This window comes from Pedobacter mendelii (assembly GCF_014635725.1).
Classification (GTDB): Bacteria; Bacteroidota; Bacteroidia; order Sphingobacteriales; family Sphingobacteriaceae; genus Pedobacter; species Pedobacter mendelii.
Genome location: NZ_BMDJ01000002.1, coordinates 82,634 through 101,669, shown reverse-complemented (window position 1 = coordinate 101,669; position 19,036 = coordinate 82,634). Strand labels below are relative to the sequence as shown.

Genomic DNA, 19,036 nt, shown 5'->3' with positions numbered 1-19,036 from the left:
CGAAATGTCTATTGCCGGACTTTCGTTATTTATATTGTTTCAAAGATAGTTAAATTTACGATTTTAGCATTATGAAATTCGTTTTTTCTGGAACATAATTTCAGTAATTCTTGTGGTTTGTAGGATGAAAATTTTTCTGTGAATTCTGTGTTTCCGTGGCAAAAAATCTAAATTTCATCGCTATTCTTCGGGTAATCAAAAAAAACCAGTTCTCCGGTTCCTTTACTCACCATTTTCCACGAATCTAAGTTGAAAGACATTAACACCATTCCAGCAGTAGGGATATTATAAATGTCAGCACTACTTAACTCATTGGCTAAATCTGTAAAACCAGGATTATGCCCAAATATAATTATTATGTCGGCCGAATCATCAAAACCATTTACCACTTTTAAAAGCGTATTGGTATTGGCCTCGTAAATAGATTCTTCATATTGAATATCATCAACTTGAAAAGCCTCCGCAAAATGTTTTGCAGTAGATTTAGCCCGCTTTGCCGGACTGCTTACCATCAAATCAAACTTGAAACCTCTATTTAATAATCGCTCTGCCATCTCAGCAGCATTTTCTTTACCACGTTTATTCAATGGTCGGTCGAAATCTTTTAAATCTAAATTTCCCCAATCTGATTTTCCGTGTCGAACCAAAAGTAATTGCTTAGCCATTTAGTTTTTCTTTAATTTTATTTACAATCGTTTCAGGTTTAATTAAATCCATGCAACTTTCAACACCGCATAAGCATGGTTTGTTTCCGTAAATAGAATTGGGTCGGGCATGATTATCAATTTGTATGCAATCATTTTCCGATTGACCATAACCTAAAAAACCTGCATAAGGATGCGTTGGCCCCCAAACTGAAATTACAGGAACACCCACTAACGATGCCATGTGCATTCCCGCTGAATCCATGCTGAGCATTAAATCTAGATTTGAAATAATAGCAAGTTCTTCATTCAGATTAAAATTTCCTATTATATTATTTGTGTTTGCATATGCTTTAGCCCATTTTTCGGCAGTTAACTGCTCGGTTTTTCCTCCTCCGAAAATAAAAAGTTTATAACCCAATGAGCTTAGCAAAGAAATTACTTCTTCCATTTTTTCTAATGGATAAATTTTATAAATGTGCTGCGCAAAAGGGGAGATACCTAATTTTTTGATTTCTTTATCTTGAGACAACTTTTCGGCTTTAGCAGGGATTTCTTGTGGAAATTTTTTTAGCTGATGATTCAACTTAATATTGAAGTCTAATTCTCGAAAAACATCGGCATAGCGTTCTACCGTTTGGCGTAAGGGTTTAAAAATTTTATTTGCGGAACGAGTTAAAGCTTTTTTCTCAGCTCTTCCTTTATCAATACGTTTAATTTTAATTCCAGCCAAACGAAAAAAAGTTGAAATTACTCGGCTACGTAAATTATCATGCAAGTCGGCAATTGCAGTTGGTTTATATCTTTTAAGTTCTTGATAAAGCCCATACAATCCATAAATTCCTTTGTGAATGTTTTTGGGTTGAATGGCATGAAAAACCAAGTTCGGAATTCCATCAAAAAATGGTTTAAAAGCTTCACGACTCACCATTATAATTTCCGCAGATGGATTTTGTTCGGAAAATTCTTTTAAAACAGAAGCAACCATTGCTACATCGCCCATAGCCGAAAAACGTAAAACGATGATTTTTTCTTTTGACATGGCTTTAAGCTTTGGTCTTCTTGCTTTTACGATTTGTTGTATAACACCGGGTTTAAACTCGGGTCGTTATACATTTTCATTTGTTTATACACTTTCATGTATTTCTTACCAGCTTCGATATCAGCGATTAACTCATCAATACTCTGAGATAAATCATCGCGTTGCGCTAACAATACATTCAATTTAGCCAGGCACTGCTCACGGTGTTCGGGAGTTGCCGTTTCACGTTCAGCCTCTTCTTTCATGTGGTAAATTTTCAAGGCTAAAATAGATAGTCTGTCAAGTGCCCAAGCCGGACTTTCGGTATTAATTTTAGCATCTGGCATAGCCTTTATGTTTTTGTAAAGATTTAGGAAATAGCCATCAATAAACTCTACCATATCCGTACGAACCTGGTTTTGAGCATCGATACGCCTTTTCCAACTTAATCCTTCAGCAGCATCAATTTGTGGATTGCGAACAACGTCTTCCATATGCCACTGTGCAGTATCAATCCAGTTTTTAACGTAAAAAAGATGCTCTAGCGTTTCCGCATCGTATGGATTTTTAACAGTATAGTCTATATCATCAAACTTATGGTAGTCTGCAATTACTTGATTAAATATGCGGTTGGCAATTTCACTTATCATGGGAGCAAAGATATTAAAAGATTACACAGATTTTTCCTTCGGGGTAATTACACAGATTAAAGGATTGCACAGATTTTTAATAATAATTAAAACTTTTTATTGAGAATGGACTTTCCCTCAACCCTCAACCCTCAACCCTCAACCCTAAACCTTTTTACCATTAAAGTACTCCGTTATTTCTTCCAACGAAAAAGCATTTAAACACTTATCAGCGCTTAAGCCACCTTTACGAGCCACTAAAATACCGTATTTCATATCATGGAAGCCCTCAGTTCGATGCGCATCAGGATTTACAGAAAGTAAAACGCCATTTTCAAGTGCGTAACGATGCCAACGCCAATCTAAATCCAAACGCAAAGGATTTGCATTGATTTCTATAACCACGTTATTTGCGGCACAAGCATCAATAATTTTTTTATAATCTATCGGATAGCCAGCTCTACTTAACAACAAACGACCAGTTGGATGACCCAAAATTGTTGTATATGGATTCTCGATAGCTTTTAATAAACGGGCAGTTGCTTTAGCCTCATCCATGCGTAAATTGCTATGCACAGATGCCACCACAAAATCGAAAGTTTTTAATACATCATCAGAATAATCTAATGAGCCGTCACTCAAAATATCACTTTCAATTCCTTTGAAAATTTTAAACGGAGCTAGTTTTTTATTTAATTCATCAATTTCTTGGTGTTGTCCATAAACTCGTTGTTCATTTAATCCTTTCGCATAAACTGCTGTTTTGGAATGGTCGCAAATGCCTAAATATTGCAAATTCAATGTATCCTTGCAGTACACTGCCATTTGTTCGAGGGTATGAACACCGTCGCTCCAGGTAGAGTGATTATGCAAACTGCCTTTTAAATCATTGTACTTGATCAGCGTTGGAAGTTTATGCTCTTTAGCCAGTTCAATTTCATCAAAACCTTCACGAAGTTCAGGTTCGATAAAAGCTAATCCAGCTTTGCTGTAAATTTCATTTTCATTTGCGAAAGGACCGTTGCCAGCCAATTTAAGGACTTTATCAACATGTTCGATATTACCAGTTTTTTTAAACCATTCCAGGTAAAAATCAGCTTTATTAACTACAAAAATTTTGATTCTCAAACCAGTATCTGTTGTGGTTATAAATGCATCTTCCCCAGCGATTAATGATAGTGGTTTAAAAGAAGATAAGTTTAATTGAACTTCTTCAACATGTTTTGCACCGATTACAAGTTCTAACTCATCTATTATTTCACAAGCTCGGCGATATTGCCCTGCCAAACCTAATAATGAATCTTTATCAACACTAATTAACCATTCAGAAATTTGGTCTTTTAATGTATTTGCAAATCCCTCTACTTGTGCATATAAAAATCTTCCATTAGCAGCCAACTTAAACTCAATGGCATTTTTAATTTCCTCCTGAGTTTTTAAGCCAAAACCTTTTGCCTCAATTAAGCGATTTTCGTTACAGGCATAATATAATTCGCCAATGCTTTCAATTTCCAGTGTACGCCAAATAATCAATATTTTCTTTGGTCCGATTCCTTTGATGCCGAGCATTTCAATAACACCCTCAGGTGTTTGCTGAATAATATCGTTTAGTTCTTTGAGTTCGCCCGTTTGTAGGAGCTCAATAATTTTTGCTGCTAAACCCTTTCCGATTCCATCAATTTTATCAATTTCTTCAAATGGCTTATCCTTTAATGCAAATGGCAATTTATCAACCTTAAAATAAGCGTTGGCTATCGATTTAACTTTAAAAGGATTTTCTTCATGCAATTCCATTAATTGCGATAAGAGGCGTAAAGTACGGGCGATGGTTTTATTTTCCATAATCTGTAAAATTAGGAAACAAGATGTGGTTTGAAGAATGAAGTAGGTAAAGATGTAAAATGGAAAATGTAAGATGGGGAATGAAAAATGGAAAATGTAAGACGGAAAATGTAAGATGGACGATGGTTTGATTCCATTTCCCATCTTACATTTTCCATAAAATCCTATTTAATAACCGCCTCAAACGGCATTCTTGCCTGGATACCAGAACTTGCCATAACTTTTTTCATTTGCTGATAAAGCATGTAGTTATCACCTAATTCTTGTTTGGTATAATAAGTTTTAATTTTATCTGTGCTTTCTTCCAATAAAGATTTTAGCGGGTCGATTACATCAGGATACTCTACAATTTTATATTCTTTAAGTTTAGCTTTTTTTGCGGCTGATTTTATTGCATCGTTAAAACTCCCAATTCTGTCGGCTAAACCAATTTGAACAGCATCGGTTCCAATCCATACATGGCCGCCACCAATGCTGTCTATGTAAGCTTTACTTTTCTTTCTTCCATCGGCTACGCGACTAATAAAACCGCTATAAATTCTATTCAATTCATTTTGAATAATAAATCTTTCACCTTCTGTCATGGGGCGATTAGTCGCCATGATATCAGCATATTTACCAGTTTTAACACCATCAAAGGTAATCCCAAGTTTATTTGTCATTAGGTTTTGAAAATTTGGGATTATACCAAAAACACCAATAGAGCCAGTAATTGTATTTGGCTGAACAAAAATACTATCAGCTGCACAACCTATATAATAACCGCCAGAAGCGGCAACATCACCAAAAGATGCAATAACCGGTTTTTCTTTTTTGGTCAAAACAATTTCTCTCCAAATTACATCCGAAGCTAAAGCACTGCCACCTGGAGAATTTACCCGTAGTACAATTGCTTTAATATCATCATCCAATCTTGCCTTGCGGATAGCTCTTGATATCCTTTCAGAACCAATTTGATTATCAGAACCTTCACCACCAGTTATTTCTCCATTAGCATAAATTATGGCTACTTTATCTTTTCCTGAACCTGTGGTACTATTATTTTTTGCGTAATCATTTATAGAAACAGAGCTAATATTTTGTTTTTTGGTTTTGCCTGATAAAGCCTTAAGTTCTTCGAGAATTTCATCCTTATATTTCAGCCCATCAATCATTTTAAAGTTAACCGCATCTTTAGGCTCTCTGATTTTATAGCTATCAGCAATGCTGTAAAGGCTATTTTTCTGAATATCTCTGCTTTTGGCAATATCAGTTAAAAATGTATTATATAATCCACCAACGTAAGCAGTAACCTGTTTACGGTTATAATCGCTCATTTTATCCAAAATGTAAGGCTCAACTGCGCTTTTATAATTTCCAACACGAATAACCTGCATCTCAACACCAACTTTTTCTAAGGTTCCTTTAAAGAAAGTTAATTCAGAGCTAAAGCCTTTAAATTCAAGGGCACCTTCTGGATTTAGATATATTTTATCAGCTGCTGAAGCTAAGTAATAAGCACCTTGGGTATATACTTCGCTGTAAGCTAAAATTTTCTTGTGAGATTTTTTAAAATCTATTAGTGCATTTCTAACCTCACGCATAGTTGCGAAACCTGCATTTGGACTGCTAACATTTAAATAAATGCATTTAATGTTGTCATCCGTTTTTGCCCTTTGAATTGATTTTAAAAGGTCGTTTAAACCAATTCCATCCTTTTCTTCCCCACCAACAATCGGTAAATTTCCAAATGGATTTTTAGGTGTACGTTCGGTAACTGCCTGGTCTAAATTTAAAAATAGGACTGAATTATTACCAACGGTAACCGTTTTATCATCATCTATTGATGAAATAGCTGCAGCAATAACTATAAAGCAGATGAAAAATACAATTACAATAGATAGGAAAAAACCTAGCATTGATGCAAATAGGTACTTAAAAAAATCTCTCATTTAAATGTTTTAATTTTGTGCAGTAAAGATATAAAAATACAAGGGCTTAATATGGCATTAGAGCACACAATTGCTTATTTGTTACTCGGAGGAAACCTAGGTGACAGAAAGAAAAATCTGGAATTGGCAATTCAACTGTTAAATGATGAAGCAGGGGAAGTTATATCTGTTTCATCTATCTATGAAACAGCGGCATGGGGTAAAGAAGATCAGCCTGATTTTTTAAATCAAGCGATTAGTTTAAGCACTAATTTTACTGCATTAGAATTGCTGGATAAGGCATTGGAAATTGAGCAAAAGTTAGGAAGAATTAGAAAGGAAAAGTGGGGTGAAAGATTAATAGATATTGATTTGATTTTGTTTGGAGAGGAAATTATTAATGTTGAAGGAAAGCTTCATATTCCACATCCTCATATGCAAAACAGAAGATTTGTTATGAAACCATTAGCAGAAATTGCTCCTAATGTTATACATCCTGTTTTTGGTAAAACCATTTTAGAAATCGCTGAAAATATTTTAGATAATTTGGAGGTAAACAAATTGTAAATAGCTAGATTTGCTTATGCAAGATAATAGAGATAATCATCCCTTAGATTTATCCTATCTTAAAGAAATGGCTGGTCATGATCCAGAATTCATGATTGAAGTTTTTGAAATTTTCATTGAACAGACACCATTTTATATGGCAGAACTTGAAAATGCTTTATCCATTAAAGATTGGAAAAAAGTGGCTGATTTTGCCCATAAAATAAAGCCAACTTTTGCCTACATAGGCAGGGGCGATGTTAAAGATTTTGTTGATTATATTGAAACAAGTTCCAAATCTGAAGAAAATCTAGACCTTATTCCCAAAAAGGTTATAACGCTTCAATTACTTCTGGATAAAATTTATCTGCAAATTGATGGTGCAATTAAAGAACTGCGACCTTAACGTAATATTGGATAATTTTATTTAGTCAGGATTTTACCTGTTATTCTAAAATGAATTATTGATAAAATGATATAAATAACCAATACAAAAGGAATTGCGGTAAATTGTAATACTCCAATAAGTATTGCAGCTAAAATCAGAAAGAAGAATTTTATTTTATTTTTGGCCCAGCTTAAGTTACTAAATTTTAAAGAAAAGATTTTAATCTCACTTACCAATAAGAAACTAGTAATTGCTGTTATCGAAATTAATAAAATACTAGAACCAATTACTTGAGGATAATCTGAAGCAATAAACGGTAACGAGCAAATGAAAAGTGTGTTCATTGGTGTATTTAGGCCAATAAAATCTTCTGTTTGCCTGTCATCATTGTTAAATTTGGCTAAACGTAATGCCGAAAAAATGGTGATGAAAAACCCTAAATAAGGGAGATATTCTGAAGTATAGTCGCTCACTTTTAACAACTGAAACATAATAATACCTGGTAAAAAACCAAAGCTTACCATATCTGCTAAAGAATCTAAATCCTTTCCAATAGCCGATTTTACTTTTAATAATCGGGCAATCATTCCATCAAAGAAATCAAAAATTCCAGAAAGAATTACGAAGTATGCCGCAGTTTGTAAATCGCCTTTAAATGCAAAAACGATTCCAATACAACCAGAAAATAGATTTGCACAGGTAATCGCATTAGGGATATGCCTTTTCATATAATGGAAAATGGGAGATGGGAGATGGGAGATGGAAGGGATACCCTAACCATTTGCCATCTTCCATCTTACCTATTATTAGCTGTTCATCGAAATTAAGAATTCTTCGTTACTTTTTGTACCTTTTATTTGTGATTGTACGAATTCCATAGCTTCCTGACTGTTCATATCTGCAAGGTGGTTACGTAAAATCCAAACACGTTGTAAAGTATCTCTATCCAATAATAAATCATCGCGACGTGTACTTGAAGCGGTAATATCAATTGCAGGGAAGATACGTTTGTTTGATAATTTACGGTCTAACTGTAACTCCATGTTACCAGTACCTTTAAATTCTTCGAAGATTACTTCATCCATTTTAGAACCTGTATCTGTTAACGCAGTTGCTAAAATAGTTAATGAACCACCATTTTCAATGTTACGGGCCGCGCCAAAGAAACGTTTAGGTTTATGGAGAGCGTTTGCATCAACACCACCCGATAAAATTTTGCCTGATGCGGGAGCTGTTGTGTTGTATGCTCTAGCTAAACGTGTTATCGAATCTAAAAGGATAACAACATCGTGCCCACTTTCTACTAAACGCTTTGATTTTTCTAAAACAATATTGGCAATTTTAACATGTCGTTCTGCCGGCTCATCAAAAGTAGAGGCAATAACCTCTGCTCTTACACTACGAGCCATATCTGTAACCTCTTCCGGACGTTCATCAATTAGAAGGATAATTAAATAAACTTCGGGATGGTTTTTTGCAATTGCATTTGCAACTTCCTTAAGTAAATTAGTTTTACCCGTTTTAGGCTGAGCTACAATTAAACCACGCTGACCTTTACCAATTGGGGTAAACAAATCCATAATACGGGTAGAATAATTATTATTATCCGTAAATAAATTTAATTTTTCAGTTGGGAAAAGTGGGGTTAAGTAATCGAAAGGTACACGGTCGCGAACTTCTGCAGGAATTCTGCCATTAATTGTTTCTACACGAACCAACGGGAAATATTTTTCACCTTCTTTTGGCGGACGAATGCTTCCTTTTACAGTATCGCCAGTTTTTAAGCCGAAAAGTTTAATTTGAGACTGAGAAACGTAGATATCATCAGGCGAAGTTAAGTAGTTATAATCTGCAGAGCGTAAGAAACCATAACCATCGGGCATAATTTCTAAAACACCCTCATTCGTTATAACATTATCAAAATCGAGATTAGAGTAACTGTTTTCGTTTTTGTGATGATTGCCACCACCAGGCTGTTTTTGTTGACGATTATCCTCTCGTTGGGGTTTTTCTTTTTGCTCTGGCCTTTGCTTCGGAGCAACAGTTATGGGCTCGGCACTTTCCTCAATCAAAGCTGAAATGGGTTTGCTACTTCCTTCCTCCGATTCGATAATTCTATCTGGTTGTATTTCAGGTTGTTGTTGCTGATGTTGAGGTTCATCAAATAAAGTAACAGAATCTCTTCTCCTTTCAATTGGAGCTACAGGTTCGTCTTTACTTAATCGAGCTCTTTTTTTAACTGGTTTATCTGCTATAACAGCTTCAGCTACAACTTTCGGAGTTTTTTCTGCCTTGGTTACTTTAGCTTTTGAAACCGGAGTTGGAGCAACAGCTTCAACGTTTTCCTGTTCGCTGTAAGGGTCTGCACCCGATTTAGCAGCGGTTATAATTTCTTGCTGGTGTAAAAGTACTTCAACAAGGTCAATTTTTCTTAGAGAATCGGCAGCTTCTATGCCATAGGTTTTTGCAAGCTCACGTAATTCTGATGTAAGCTTATCATTTAATTCTGTTTTACTGAACATTCTAAATATATATGTTTCAAGAAATTTTTCATTTGTTTATAACGGACGTTTCCTGTTATAAATGTGCACAGGCCTAAATATTTGTGTATTGTAAGCCGAGCTTTTAATTGTATATAAATTCTTATGGCTATAAAACTTAAGTGAGTTGGTTATTTGAAATACTCAAAATGTTTCATAAATGTTTATAAGCTGAATAAAAGCGATAAATCGGTTTCAAAAAATGGTAACAAAAAACAAGTCTTGATAAATTTTTTCTGGGATATTCAGATAAACGATTGAGAAATTATATTGCAATTTTATGTATTTGAAACGTAAACTGCAAACAAAAGTTTAAAATGTTTATAAAAATATTTAATGTGGGGATTATTTTATGTTTCTAAAACTTAAAAAACCTCATATTTGCATCAAACAAGCCACTATATGACCAAAGAACAACTTTTCGGGCAGATACAAAAAAAACGTTCATTTTTATGTGTTGGATTGGATTCTTCGTTGGATAAAATTCCAAAACACTTATTAAAGTACGAAAATCCAATTTTGGAGTTCAACAAACAAATTATTGATGCAACAAAAGATTTGTGTGTAGCTTATAAACCGAACACCGCATTTTATGAGTGTTATGGTAAAAAAGGGTGGGAAACTTTAATCGAAACCTGGAAGTATATTCCGAAGGATATTTTTTCAATAGCTGATGCAAAACGGGGCGATATTGGAAATACCTCGGCGATGTATGCAGAAACTTTTTTTAATGAGCAATCATCAGAAATGAGTTTTGATTCGGTTACCGTTGCGCCATACATGGGTAGTGATTCTGTTATGCCGTTTTTAACTTTTAAAAATAAGTGGGTTATCCTCTTAGCATTAACTTCTAATTCTGGTCATGCTGATTTTCAATTACAACAAATAGGTGAGGATAAGCTTTTCGAAAAAGTATTGAAAACTTCCCAGCAATGGGCTACAGATAAACAAATGATGTATGTGGTTGGCGCAACTCGCGGTGCGGCTTTTAGCGATGTGCGTAAGTTGGCTCCAAATCATTTTCTTTTGGTTCCTGGTGTTGGCGCTCAGGGTGGCGATTTACAGGAAGTTTGTAAATACGGACTCAATTCGCAATGCGGATTATTAATTAATTCATCCCGAGGAATTATTTACGCTGGCCAAGGCGAAGATTTCGCAGAGAAAGCAAGGGAAGAGGCGCTGAAGCTGCAGAAAGAAATGGAGGGAATTTTGGTTGGAGCTAATTTGGTTTAGCCATAGATTCTCAGATTTCTTTGCATTCAAATATTATTACAGCTGCAGAATCACAGATTTCTACGGAATATTGATTGTAAATTTCCGTGTATTTAGTGTTTCCGTGGCAAAATATTTCTTTTTTTCTTCGCGTAAAGCTTAGTGTCCTTTGCGGTTAAAACTAACCAACTATGAAATCTAAAATAGATTTAAAACTTATACTTGCTTTAACAGGCGTTGCACTGATTTGGGGAACAACCTATTTAGGCATTCGAGTTGCTGTAGAAAGTATCCCGGCCTGGTACGTAACAGCGATCCGCCAAACAATTGCATCCCTTATTATTTTAGTTATTCTGATAAAGCAAAAAGAATTAAAATGGATTGGCTGGTCGAGTTTTAAAAGACAGATTTTGCTTTCTATTTTAATGGTAGTTATAGCGAACGGCATGACAACCGTTGCCGAAAAAACTATTCCAAGTGGGTTAACATCCTTAATAAATGCAACTTCTCCATTATTGGTTTTTTTAGGTTGTGTGTTTTTGGGTATCCAGAAACCCAGTTTGAAAGGTTTTATCGGCGTGTTTATCGGTTTCTTAGGTATTGTTTTTATTTTCAGAGATGGCATTAGTGATTTGATGGAACCCAATTATCGTAATGGAATTTTATCCTTAGTTATTGCCGTTTCTGGCTGGACAATTGGAACCATATATTCTAAAAAGCATAGTGGAAAGCCGCAATATATTTTCTTAAATCTTTTCTATCAGTTTGTGTTCTCCGCAATTGTTCAATTTGGTTTAGCTTTAATTTTTTATGGCAAAGCAGCTATAAGTTCGTGGAAAACAGAAAGTATTTTTGCGTCGGTTTACCTGGCAATATTTGGTTCAGTGTTGGGTTATTTTTGCTATCATTACGCCCTTAAAAAAGTCTCCGCTTCAGAAGTTTCAATTCTGACTTATTTCAATACCGTAATAGCTATATTTTTGGGCTGGTTAATTTTAAACGAAAAAGTTGATGTTGATTTAATTGTAGCAACAGTTTTTATTATAACAGGGGTTTTTATTACCAATTATAAGAAGAAAACAGTAGAAGTTTAGTGTTTGTAAATCATCGTCCTGAATTTTTTATATAGTGCTGTATTTTTATTTTCATCAAAGAGGGTTACGCCGTCTAGCTCAGAATCTGAGGAAATAAATTCAGTATAAAAAATTTTATAAAGCTTTTAGGAATATTTCATTACCTTCAATAATGAATTTTCCGGAAGATTTTCTTCATTATGTGTGGCAATTCAGGTCGTTTGATAACAACGACTTGAAGACTGCTGATGGAGAAAGTTTGAAAATTATTCATCAGGGGTTTCTGAATAAAAATGCCGGGCCTGATTTTAATAATGCTAAAATACAGATTAGTGGAACCATTTGGGCCGGGAATATAGAAATTCACCTCAAATCTTCCGATTGGTTGAAACACAATCATCAAAGTGATGCCAGTTATGAAAACGTAATTCTTCATGTGGTTTATGAGAACGATGCTGAAATAAAAAGGATTGATGGGTCTGTTTTGCCTGTTTTGGAATTAAAGAATCGTATTGCTGCAGATTTAATTCTCAAATATGAAAATTTATTTCTAACACTAACTGATTTTCCTTGTAGCGCTCAAATTCAAACCGTTGATAAATTAATTATTGATTCTTTTTTATCGAGAACACTAATTGAACGGTTTGAAAAAAAGACGCAAGCCGTAATTGAAACACTTAATGAATTGAATGGAAATTGGGATGAAACTTTCTATCGTTTTATGGCTCGGAATTTTGGTTTTAAGGTAAATGCTTTGCCTTTTGAGCTTTTTGCAAAAGCAATTCCACAGCCAATTTACAGTAAGCATAAGGATAATGCGCAACAAATAGAGGCCTTAGTTTTCGGTTCGGCTGGTTTTTTAAATGATAAGTTTAAGGAGGAATATCCAGCAAAGCTGAAACAAGAATTTGAATTTTTACAGAAGAAATATAATATCAAACCGATTGAAGTTTCCATGTGGAAATTTATGAGGATGCGTCCGCAAAACTTTCCAACCATTCGATTAGCACAATTTGCAGCTTTAATCATCAAAGCAAATCACATGTTCTCTAAAATTATGGAAATAAGCGGCGTTGTTGAACTCCGTGGATTGTTTGAAAACTTGCCAGTAAATGATTATTGGAAAACACATTATCATTTCAAAAAAGACACGGTAAGCGTAAGTACACAAATCGGTAAAACATCAGTCGATAATATTTTATTAAATACAGTAGCATTATTTTTATTTGCTTACGGAAAACATACTGGAACGCAATTTTACATCAGCAGAGCTATAAGATTATTGGAAAGCTTGCCACCGGAGGAAAATGCGATTACAGATAAATTTAACAAGGCGGGCGTAAATATGGACAATGCTTTCATCTCACAAGGTATTTTACAGTTGAAAAAACAATATTGCGACGAGAAAAAATGTTTATCTTGTAATATTGGTATTAAAATTTTGAAGCATGCATAAAATCTCTATTTAAATTTCGTCAAACTTTCTACCCTTTAATTGGTTTATCCATTATGGAATTTCCACATGAACTTAAAGAACTTTATCCCGATAAAATTATCGAAGTTAGAGGTAATGCTGATGCTTTAACTGTGATTTTGAATGCTGGAGTAGATATAGAAAAGTTTAAAAACGAGTTGAAGAAAAAGTATTCAGCTTTGGAAGACCCACAAACGCTGTTCATAAAACATGAGAATAAGCAGGATTTCGAGAAGCTGGTTTTGGAGTAAAAGCTTTAAAATTGCATTGCAAATTTTTGTTTAAGTGTTTTAATTGAATATTTTAGCTAAATTAGGGTTTGAAAAACGATTAATTGTTTTGTAAATGTGGTTTAAATCAGCTTAAAATGTTTCAAAAAATCATAGTCTATTTCGAACAACAGAGTTTTGGTGTTTCTACTTATTTGGCAAACAAGTTAAATATGAGTACAGCGAAAGTTCGCCTCTTTTTTATTTATTCCTCTTTTCTGGCAGTAGGTTTTCCGATATTATTCTATTTTTTGGCAGCAGTTGTTTTGGATATTAGAACCTACATGAAAAAAATGCGGTTAAGGATTTGGGAATAGTTCAGTTGACAGTTAGTAGTTTGCAGTTGTGAAAAGCAAAACTAGAATCTGAGAATTGGTAACTGTTTAATCTTCCCTTAAAATCTCTGCAATTTCATTAAAGCCTTTTTCTGCAGCTAAATCTGCAGGTAGTTTTCCACCTTCCATGCGTAAATTTACTTCTGCGCCATGTTCTAACAGTAGAATTATCAATTCTATATTTCCCAGTTGTGCTGCGGTGTGTAATGGAGCCAAACCTGCTTTCTGACAAACATTCGGATAGGCGCCGTTATCTAATAGGATTTTTGTAATGTTAATATTGTTTGCTGCCACAGCCGAATGAATTGGGAAAACATTGAATCCATTTTTTGATGCCAAGTTTACATCAGCGCCTTTTAAAACTAAGAATTTTACTAAATCTTCATGGCCGAAGTAGCAAGCTAAACCTAAAGGCGTAAAACCATCTTCCGAAAATTCATTAATTTCATTAGGGTTTTGAAAAATTAATAAAGTAGCTGAATCAAATTTGCCAACCGCACAAGCTTCAAATAATGTCAATTCATCTGTAAATTCTGCAATTAAATTGGCTATATCTTGCTTTTTGTAATAGCAAGCTAACAATAATGGCGAAATACGATGTGAGGTATTGGTATTGGCCAATTTAGGATTTTGAACCAAAATTTCTTTTACTGCATTTAAATTTCCTGCCTCAATTTGTTCTTCGAGCTGCGCTATATCCATGTGATGAATTTTATTTCAAATAATCGATTTAAATTAACAAAAAATTAATAGCGTTTAGAAATTTTTACCTAAAAATACAGAAGGGTACTGCCATTTAAAAATTTGTTTACAATCTGTTGATTGAAATCAAGGGTAATTAGATTGGCAGGTTGTAAAAACTGGTTTTTACTTTATTGAAGAGGACTAGCTGCTATTTAGCTCGATTCCGCCTAAAATGACGGGAAGAAAAAATCGTCTTTTCGAGCGCAGCCAAGAAATCTTTATGAAAGAAATAAAGTTCGGATTTTAAATTTTTCCAGCCTGTTGGTATTTGAGCCATTGGAAATTTTTACCGCATTATATTCTTTTTCAATGTAATAGGGAAAGAAATCAGTCTAGGTTTGTTTTTGTTTACCGAAAGACCAGACAATCATAGGCATCAGCCTAATGTGAAAGCATACATTTACCACCTTCCTGGCACCCATGCTTTATTAGGTTATTGCTTTCTCTATAATTTTCTTGTAATGGATAGCAGTGCTGGATTAGCTAAAATAAGAGTGCCTGCATTTTCAAAAAAAAATCCTGTTTCACCTCTCCAGGCAAAACAGGACAAAACCTAAAACAAAATCCGTTTCATTTGACAAAACGTAACAACTTTTGTGTCGTTAAAATAATAGACAGATTTTTCAGTTTAAGGTTTAATCCTTGTCGAAAAAATTTATTTAACTTAAGGCAACTTATAAAACGGAATGGATACAAAATATATTTTAATTTCCTCTGTGTTATTTTTTTTAAAGGAATGGGAGAGAACGATTAAATTGTTCATAATGACAACAATTATGAAGTGTTATGATTTTTTTTTGAAGGCTTTAATGAATGCTGCGCAGTTTTATCTAAGTTTGTTAACTAATATTTTACTATTAAATAAAAATGGCGTTAAAGGGAAACCAGTTTAAAACCAACACATTCAGAGATAAGGGTGCTGAAAATGCTTCAAGCAGATTATCATCTAGTCGCCAGCCGAAAGAGAAAAGAGAATATTTGCCAAATTTCGACTTGCAGGATGGCCGTGCAATAAAAATTATAGGTCTGTTTTTTGTTATACTTTCACTTTATTTTTTAATCGCCTTTACATCGTACTTATTTACCTGGCAAGATGACCAGAGTTATGTAATTGATGCAAACGGCGGTTGGGGGAATTTATTTAAAACTGCTGAAGAGCTTAAAGATTCTGGAGTTTTGGTACCTGTGGTACAAAACTGGTTAGGTAAATTCGGTGCTTTGCTATCGCACCAGTTTATATACGAGTGGTTCGGAATCGCTTCTTTTTTATTCGTTTTAGCATTCTTTATTATTGGCTATAGATTATTGTTCAAAGTTAAAATCCTTTCCATTTCAAAAACATTAGGCTACAGCTTTTTTTTCTTGCTATTTATTTCATTAACCCTCGGTTTTGCACATAGTTTTTGGTCTGAATCGCCACATTACATTGAGGGGGAGTTTGGTTATTGGAGCAATAAATTGTTGGTTGCGCAAATTGGTGCTGCTGGTGTGGCTGGATTAATTGCATTTGCAGGATTAACCATTTTAATTATCGCTTATAACATCGATTTCAAATTTCCAGAACGTAAGGAAAAGGAAGTTTACCTAGATAACGAAACACCGGATTATGTAAATGAAGTCAGGGAGAAATTTGTGCATAATCGTTCAGTTGATGAACCATCAGAACCGATTGAGTTCCCTCTACGCGACAAGCCACCTGTAAATAACGAACGCAGACAGCAAAACGTAGTTATACAACCAAGTCGTTACGAGGGAAATGATGAAAAGGAAGATGTGATTGCGCCAGTGGCTTTATCGCCTTTGGCTACGAATTTGCCTTTAGCAACTTCGGCTGCAGCAATGCCTTTAACGGTTGAGCCAACAATTGATGAAGAAGAAAAGCAACCAAGCTTTACCATTCAAAAAACCGAAGAAGAAAAAAAATCGGAAGATTTAGTGGAACAATTTGGTAATTACGACGAAAAACTGGATTTAGCAGGTTACAAATATCCAACCATTGATTTATTAGAGAATTATGGTACTAACAAAATTTCGGTTAATGCCGAGGAATTAGAGGCCAATAAAAATAAAATTGTTGAAACGCTTAATCACTACAATATAGAAATTGATAAGATTAAGGCTACGATTGGTCCAACTGTTACACTTTACGAAATTATTCCTGCCCCTGGAGTTCGGATTTCGAAAATTAAAAACCTAGAAGATGATATTGCGCTTTCTTTAGCGGCTTTGGGTATTCGTATTATTGCACCAATGCCCGGAAAGGGAACAATTGGTATTGAGGTGCCAAATCAACACCCTGAAATGGTGCCGATGAGAAGCATTTTAAATACCGAGAAGTGGACTCAAAATACCATGGATTTACCAATTGCTTTGGGTAAAACCATTAGTAATGAGGTCTTTATTGCCGATTTAGCTAAAATGCCGCATTTGTTGGTTGCAGGTGCAACCGGACAGGGTAAATCGGTTGGTATTAACGCAATTCTGGTTTCACTATTATTTAAAAAACATCCGGCGCAGCTAAAGTTTGTATTGGTTGATCCGAAAAAAGTTGAGTTAACTTTATTTAATAGAATTGAGCGACATTTCCTAGCTAAATTACCTGGAGAGGCCGACGCGATTATTACTGATACTAAAAAGGTGGTTAATACTTTAAACTCTTTATGTATCGAAATGGATCAGCGTTACGATTTATTAAAGGATGCGCAGGTTAGAAACTTAAAAGAGTATAACGATAAATTCATCAAGCGTAAATTAAACCCAAATAACGGGCATCGATTTTTACCTTTTATTGTATTGGTGGTTGATGAGTTTGCCGATTTAATGATGACAGCAGGTAAAGAAGTTGAGGCACCGATTGCCCGTTTAGCACAATTGGCCCGTGCCATTGGAATTCACCTGGTTTTGGCCACTCAGCGTCCGTCGGTTAATATTATTACCGGTACAATTAAGGCGAACTTCCCTGCGAGGTTGGCATTTAGGGTTTTATCTAAAATTGACTCCAGGACGATTTTAGATAGCGGTGGTGCAGACCAGTTGATTGGTCGCGGAGATATGCTTTTATCTACAGGTAGCGACTTAATCAGGCTACAGTGTGCTTTCGTTGATACACCTGAGGTGGATAGAATTTCTGAATACATTGGCAACCAACGGGGCTACTCTGATGCTTATCAACTGCCGGAATACGTTGATGAGGCAGGAGAGGGAAGCAAGGCAGATTTCGACCCAAATGAGCGGGATAAGTTTTTTGAGGATGCTGCAAGACTGATAGTTATGCATCAGCAGGGTTCTACATCATTAATACAGCGTAAATTGAAGTTGGGTTACAACAGAGCCGGTAGAATTATCGATCAACTAGAAGCTGCGGGTATTGTTGGTCCTTTTGAGGGCAGTAAAGCCCGTGAAGTTTTATATCCTGATGAATATTCTTTGGAACAGTTCTTGAATAGCATGAATAGCAAAGATTAGATTAAACTAATAGGAAAAAATCTACTCTAATGATTCAAAGGAAAATTTAAAAAAGAAAAGATGAAGAAATTAATTTCAGCATTACTGGTTGTAGTTGCTTTTACAACATCAACCTATGCTCAAACTGATGCGAAAGCTAAAGCAATTTTAGCTGATGTGAGTAAAAAATATAAATCGTATAATATTGTTAAAACCGATTTTACTTTCACTTTAGATAATCCAAAAGCTAAGGTTAAAGAAACACAACAAGGCACTTTATATGTTAAAGCCAACTCTAATAAATACAAGGTAGCCATGACCAATCAAGAGTTGTTTAGCGATGGCAAAAGCCAATGGACTTATCTAAAAAAGGATAAAGAAGTGCAGGTAAGTAATGTAGATAATAGTGGTGATGCAATTAATCCCGCTAAAATATTTACGGTTTACGAGAAAGGTTTTAAATATGTTTATACAGGCGAAGAAAAAGCTGGTGCCAAAACTTATCAAATGATAGATTTAACGCCTACTGATGCTAAAAAGTCAATATTTAAAGTTCGTTTAAGTATAGATAAAGCTGCTAAACAAATTGCAAACGTTGTGCTGTTTGACAAAAATGGAAATAAATACACTTACAATGTGAAAACCTTTTTACCTAATGTAAATGTACCTGAAACTACTTTTGCATTTGATGCCAAGAAATATCCAGGTGTTGAAGTGGTAGATTTAAGATAATTTTCTTCCCGCTTCGCGGAATAAGATTTTTAGAGGGTTCAGTTGGAAACAGCTGAACCTTTTTTTTAAACTATTTTTATGCTAACCTGTTGCAAAGCGTCAAGCTACGAAGTAAATTCATTTCAGCATCTTAAATTATCAGTAACTCAGTTTTTTTGATGAGCAACAGATAAGAGATAAACCATATCAGAAATATAAAACTATTTAAGCCCGATATGATTGTTTGTAAGTTG

Annotated in this window: 17 protein-coding genes; 9 read left to right on the top strand and 8 right to left on the bottom strand. The window is 34.7% G+C overall.

The features are described from left to right. Window positions 1-167: 167 nt before the first annotated feature. The 5 genes from IEV50_RS03980 to sppA all read right to left on the bottom strand — a co-directional run bounded on the left by IEV50_RS03980 (window position 168) and on the right by sppA (window position 6,067). Window positions 168-665: a SixA phosphatase family protein gene (locus IEV50_RS03980; RefSeq protein ID WP_188411955.1), complete on the bottom strand. Its 498-nt coding sequence runs from the start codon at window positions 663-665 to the stop codon at window positions 168-170. Next, on the bottom strand, window positions 658-1,686 hold the full coding sequence (locus IEV50_RS03975) for a glycosyltransferase family 9 protein (RefSeq protein ID WP_188411954.1): 1,029 nt from the start codon (window positions 1,684-1,686) through the stop codon (window positions 658-660). Before IEV50_RS03975 ends, IEV50_RS03980 begins: the two co-directional genes overlap by 8 nt. Before the next feature lie 26 nt (window positions 1,687-1,712). Then, a complete protein-coding gene (locus IEV50_RS03970; protein ID WP_188411953.1) occupies window positions 1,713-2,315 on the bottom strand; it encodes a DUF4254 domain-containing protein in 603 nt (200 codons plus the stop codon). A 144-nt stretch (window positions 2,316-2,459) separates the two neighbouring features. Next, window positions 2,460-4,136: a DNA polymerase/3'-5' exonuclease PolX gene (locus tag IEV50_RS03965; RefSeq protein WP_188411952.1), complete on the bottom strand. Its 1,677-nt coding sequence runs from the start codon at window positions 4,134-4,136 to the stop codon at window positions 2,460-2,462. A gap of 164 nt (window positions 4,137-4,300) precedes the next feature. Then, window positions 4,301-6,067 (bottom strand): signal peptide peptidase SppA, encoded by a 1,767-nt coding sequence (gene sppA / locus IEV50_RS03960; RefSeq protein ID WP_188411951.1) that lies wholly within the window; start codon window positions 6,065-6,067, stop codon window positions 4,301-4,303. Between the two features lie 15 nt (window positions 6,068-6,082). Between sppA and folK the strand changes: the two genes are divergently transcribed. After that, window positions 6,083-6,613 carry a 2-amino-4-hydroxy-6-hydroxymethyldihydropteridine diphosphokinase gene (gene folK, locus IEV50_RS03955; RefSeq protein ID WP_229746619.1) on the top strand — a complete coding sequence of 177 codons (531 nt, stop codon included), beginning with the start codon at window positions 6,083-6,085 and terminating at the stop codon, window positions 6,611-6,613. A 16-nt stretch (window positions 6,614-6,629) separates the two neighbouring features. Then, window positions 6,630-6,998, top strand: coding sequence for an Hpt domain-containing protein (locus IEV50_RS03950; protein WP_188411950.1), 369 nt, complete (start codon window positions 6,630-6,632; stop codon window positions 6,996-6,998). Between the two features lie 17 nt (window positions 6,999-7,015). Here IEV50_RS03950 and pssA read toward each other — a convergent pair whose 3' ends face one another. Next, window positions 7,016-7,708, bottom strand: a complete 693-nt coding sequence (gene pssA, locus IEV50_RS03945; RefSeq protein WP_188411949.1) for a CDP-diacylglycerol--serine O-phosphatidyltransferase — start codon at window positions 7,706-7,708, stop codon at window positions 7,016-7,018. A 78-nt stretch (window positions 7,709-7,786) separates the two neighbouring features. Further along, window positions 7,787-9,502 (bottom strand): transcription termination factor Rho, encoded by a 1,716-nt coding sequence (gene rho / locus IEV50_RS03940; protein WP_188411948.1) that lies wholly within the window; start codon window positions 9,500-9,502, stop codon window positions 7,787-7,789. Window positions 9,503-9,922: 420 nt separating this feature from the next. On the opposite strand from rho, the gene pyrF reads away from it, so the two are divergent. The 5 genes from pyrF to IEV50_RS03915 all read left to right on the top strand — a co-directional run bounded on the left by pyrF (window position 9,923) and on the right by IEV50_RS03915 (window position 13,865). Beyond that, window positions 9,923-10,753 carry an orotidine-5'-phosphate decarboxylase gene (pyrF, locus tag IEV50_RS03935; protein ID WP_188411947.1) on the top strand — a complete coding sequence of 277 codons (831 nt, stop codon included), beginning with the start codon at window positions 9,923-9,925 and terminating at the stop codon, window positions 10,751-10,753. A gap of 170 nt (window positions 10,754-10,923) precedes the next feature. After that, on the top strand, window positions 10,924-11,826 hold the full coding sequence (locus IEV50_RS03930) for a DMT family transporter (protein ID WP_188411946.1): 903 nt from the start codon (window positions 10,924-10,926) through the stop codon (window positions 11,824-11,826). Window positions 11,827-11,977: 151 nt separating this feature from the next. Further along, window positions 11,978-13,261 (top strand): DUF2851 family protein, encoded by a 1,284-nt coding sequence (locus IEV50_RS03925; protein WP_188411945.1) that lies wholly within the window; start codon window positions 11,978-11,980, stop codon window positions 13,259-13,261. Window positions 13,262-13,314: 53 nt separating this feature from the next. Next, entirely contained in the window at window positions 13,315-13,530 is a 216-nt protein-coding gene (locus tag IEV50_RS03920; RefSeq protein ID WP_188411944.1) for a hypothetical protein, read from the top strand. A gap of 116 nt (window positions 13,531-13,646) precedes the next feature. Then, window positions 13,647-13,865, top strand: a complete 219-nt coding sequence (locus IEV50_RS03915; RefSeq protein ID WP_188411943.1) for a PspC domain-containing protein — start codon at window positions 13,647-13,649, stop codon at window positions 13,863-13,865. Between the two features lie 66 nt (window positions 13,866-13,931). Here the strand turns inward: IEV50_RS03915 and IEV50_RS03910 are convergent, their stop codons facing one another. Then, the gene (locus tag IEV50_RS03910) at window positions 13,932-14,585 is read right to left on the bottom strand and encodes an ankyrin repeat domain-containing protein (RefSeq protein ID WP_188411942.1); all 654 of its coding nucleotides are present in this window, start codon (window positions 14,583-14,585) and stop codon (window positions 13,932-13,934) included. 909 nt (window positions 14,586-15,494) lie between these two features. Between IEV50_RS03910 and IEV50_RS03905 the strand changes: the two genes are divergently transcribed. Beyond that, on the top strand, window positions 15,495-18,092 hold the full coding sequence (locus IEV50_RS03905) for an FtsK/SpoIIIE family DNA translocase (RefSeq protein ID WP_188411941.1): 2,598 nt from the start codon (window positions 15,495-15,497) through the stop codon (window positions 18,090-18,092). 60 nt (window positions 18,093-18,152) lie between these two features. Beyond that, on the top strand, window positions 18,153-18,803 hold the full coding sequence (gene lolA1 / locus IEV50_RS03900; protein WP_188411940.1) for an outer membrane lipoprotein periplasmic chaperone LolA1: 651 nt from the start codon (window positions 18,153-18,155) through the stop codon (window positions 18,801-18,803). Window positions 18,804-19,036: the final 233 nt, after the last annotated feature.

What these genes read in the sequence shown, in the direction of transcription:
- IEV50_RS03910 (WP_188411942.1), bottom strand. Translation starts at nt 14,585, where the DNA reads ATGGATATAGCGCAGCTCGAAGAACAAATTGAGGCAGGAAATTTAAAT.
- lolA1 (WP_188411940.1), top strand. Translation starts at nt 18,153, where the DNA reads ATGAAGAAATTAATTTCAGCATTACTGGTTGTAGTTGCTTTTACAACA.
- IEV50_RS03975 (WP_188411954.1), bottom strand. Translation starts at nt 1,686, where the DNA reads ATGTCAAAAGAAAAAATCATCGTTTTACGTTTTTCGGCTATGGGCGAT.
- IEV50_RS03915 (WP_188411943.1), top strand. Translation starts at nt 13,647, where the DNA reads ATGTTTCAAAAAATCATAGTCTATTTCGAACAACAGAGTTTTGGTGTT.
- IEV50_RS03925 (WP_188411945.1), top strand. Translation starts at nt 11,978, where the DNA reads ATGAATTTTCCGGAAGATTTTCTTCATTATGTGTGGCAATTCAGGTCG.
- IEV50_RS03980 (WP_188411955.1), bottom strand. Translation starts at nt 665, where the DNA reads ATGGCTAAGCAATTACTTTTGGTTCGACACGGAAAATCAGATTGGGGA.
- IEV50_RS03965 (WP_188411952.1), bottom strand. Translation starts at nt 4,136, where the DNA reads ATGGAAAATAAAACCATCGCCCGTACTTTACGCCTCTTATCGCAATTA.
- IEV50_RS03930 (WP_188411946.1), top strand. Translation starts at nt 10,924, where the DNA reads ATGAAATCTAAAATAGATTTAAAACTTATACTTGCTTTAACAGGCGTT.
- IEV50_RS03950 (WP_188411950.1), top strand. Translation starts at nt 6,630, where the DNA reads ATGCAAGATAATAGAGATAATCATCCCTTAGATTTATCCTATCTTAAA.
- IEV50_RS03920 (WP_188411944.1), top strand. Translation starts at nt 13,315, where the DNA reads ATGGAATTTCCACATGAACTTAAAGAACTTTATCCCGATAAAATTATC.
- rho (WP_188411948.1), bottom strand. Translation starts at nt 9,502, where the DNA reads ATGTTCAGTAAAACAGAATTAAATGATAAGCTTACATCAGAATTACGT.
- pssA (WP_188411949.1), bottom strand. Translation starts at nt 7,708, where the DNA reads ATGAAAAGGCATATCCCTAATGCGATTACCTGTGCAAATCTATTTTCT.
- sppA (WP_188411951.1), bottom strand. Translation starts at nt 6,067, where the DNA reads ATGAGAGATTTTTTTAAGTACCTATTTGCATCAATGCTAGGTTTTTTC.
- IEV50_RS03905 (WP_188411941.1), top strand. Translation starts at nt 15,495, where the DNA reads ATGGCGTTAAAGGGAAACCAGTTTAAAACCAACACATTCAGAGATAAG.
- IEV50_RS03970 (WP_188411953.1), bottom strand. Translation starts at nt 2,315, where the DNA reads ATGATAAGTGAAATTGCCAACCGCATATTTAATCAAGTAATTGCAGAC.
- pyrF (WP_188411947.1), top strand. Translation starts at nt 9,923, where the DNA reads ATGACCAAAGAACAACTTTTCGGGCAGATACAAAAAAAACGTTCATTT.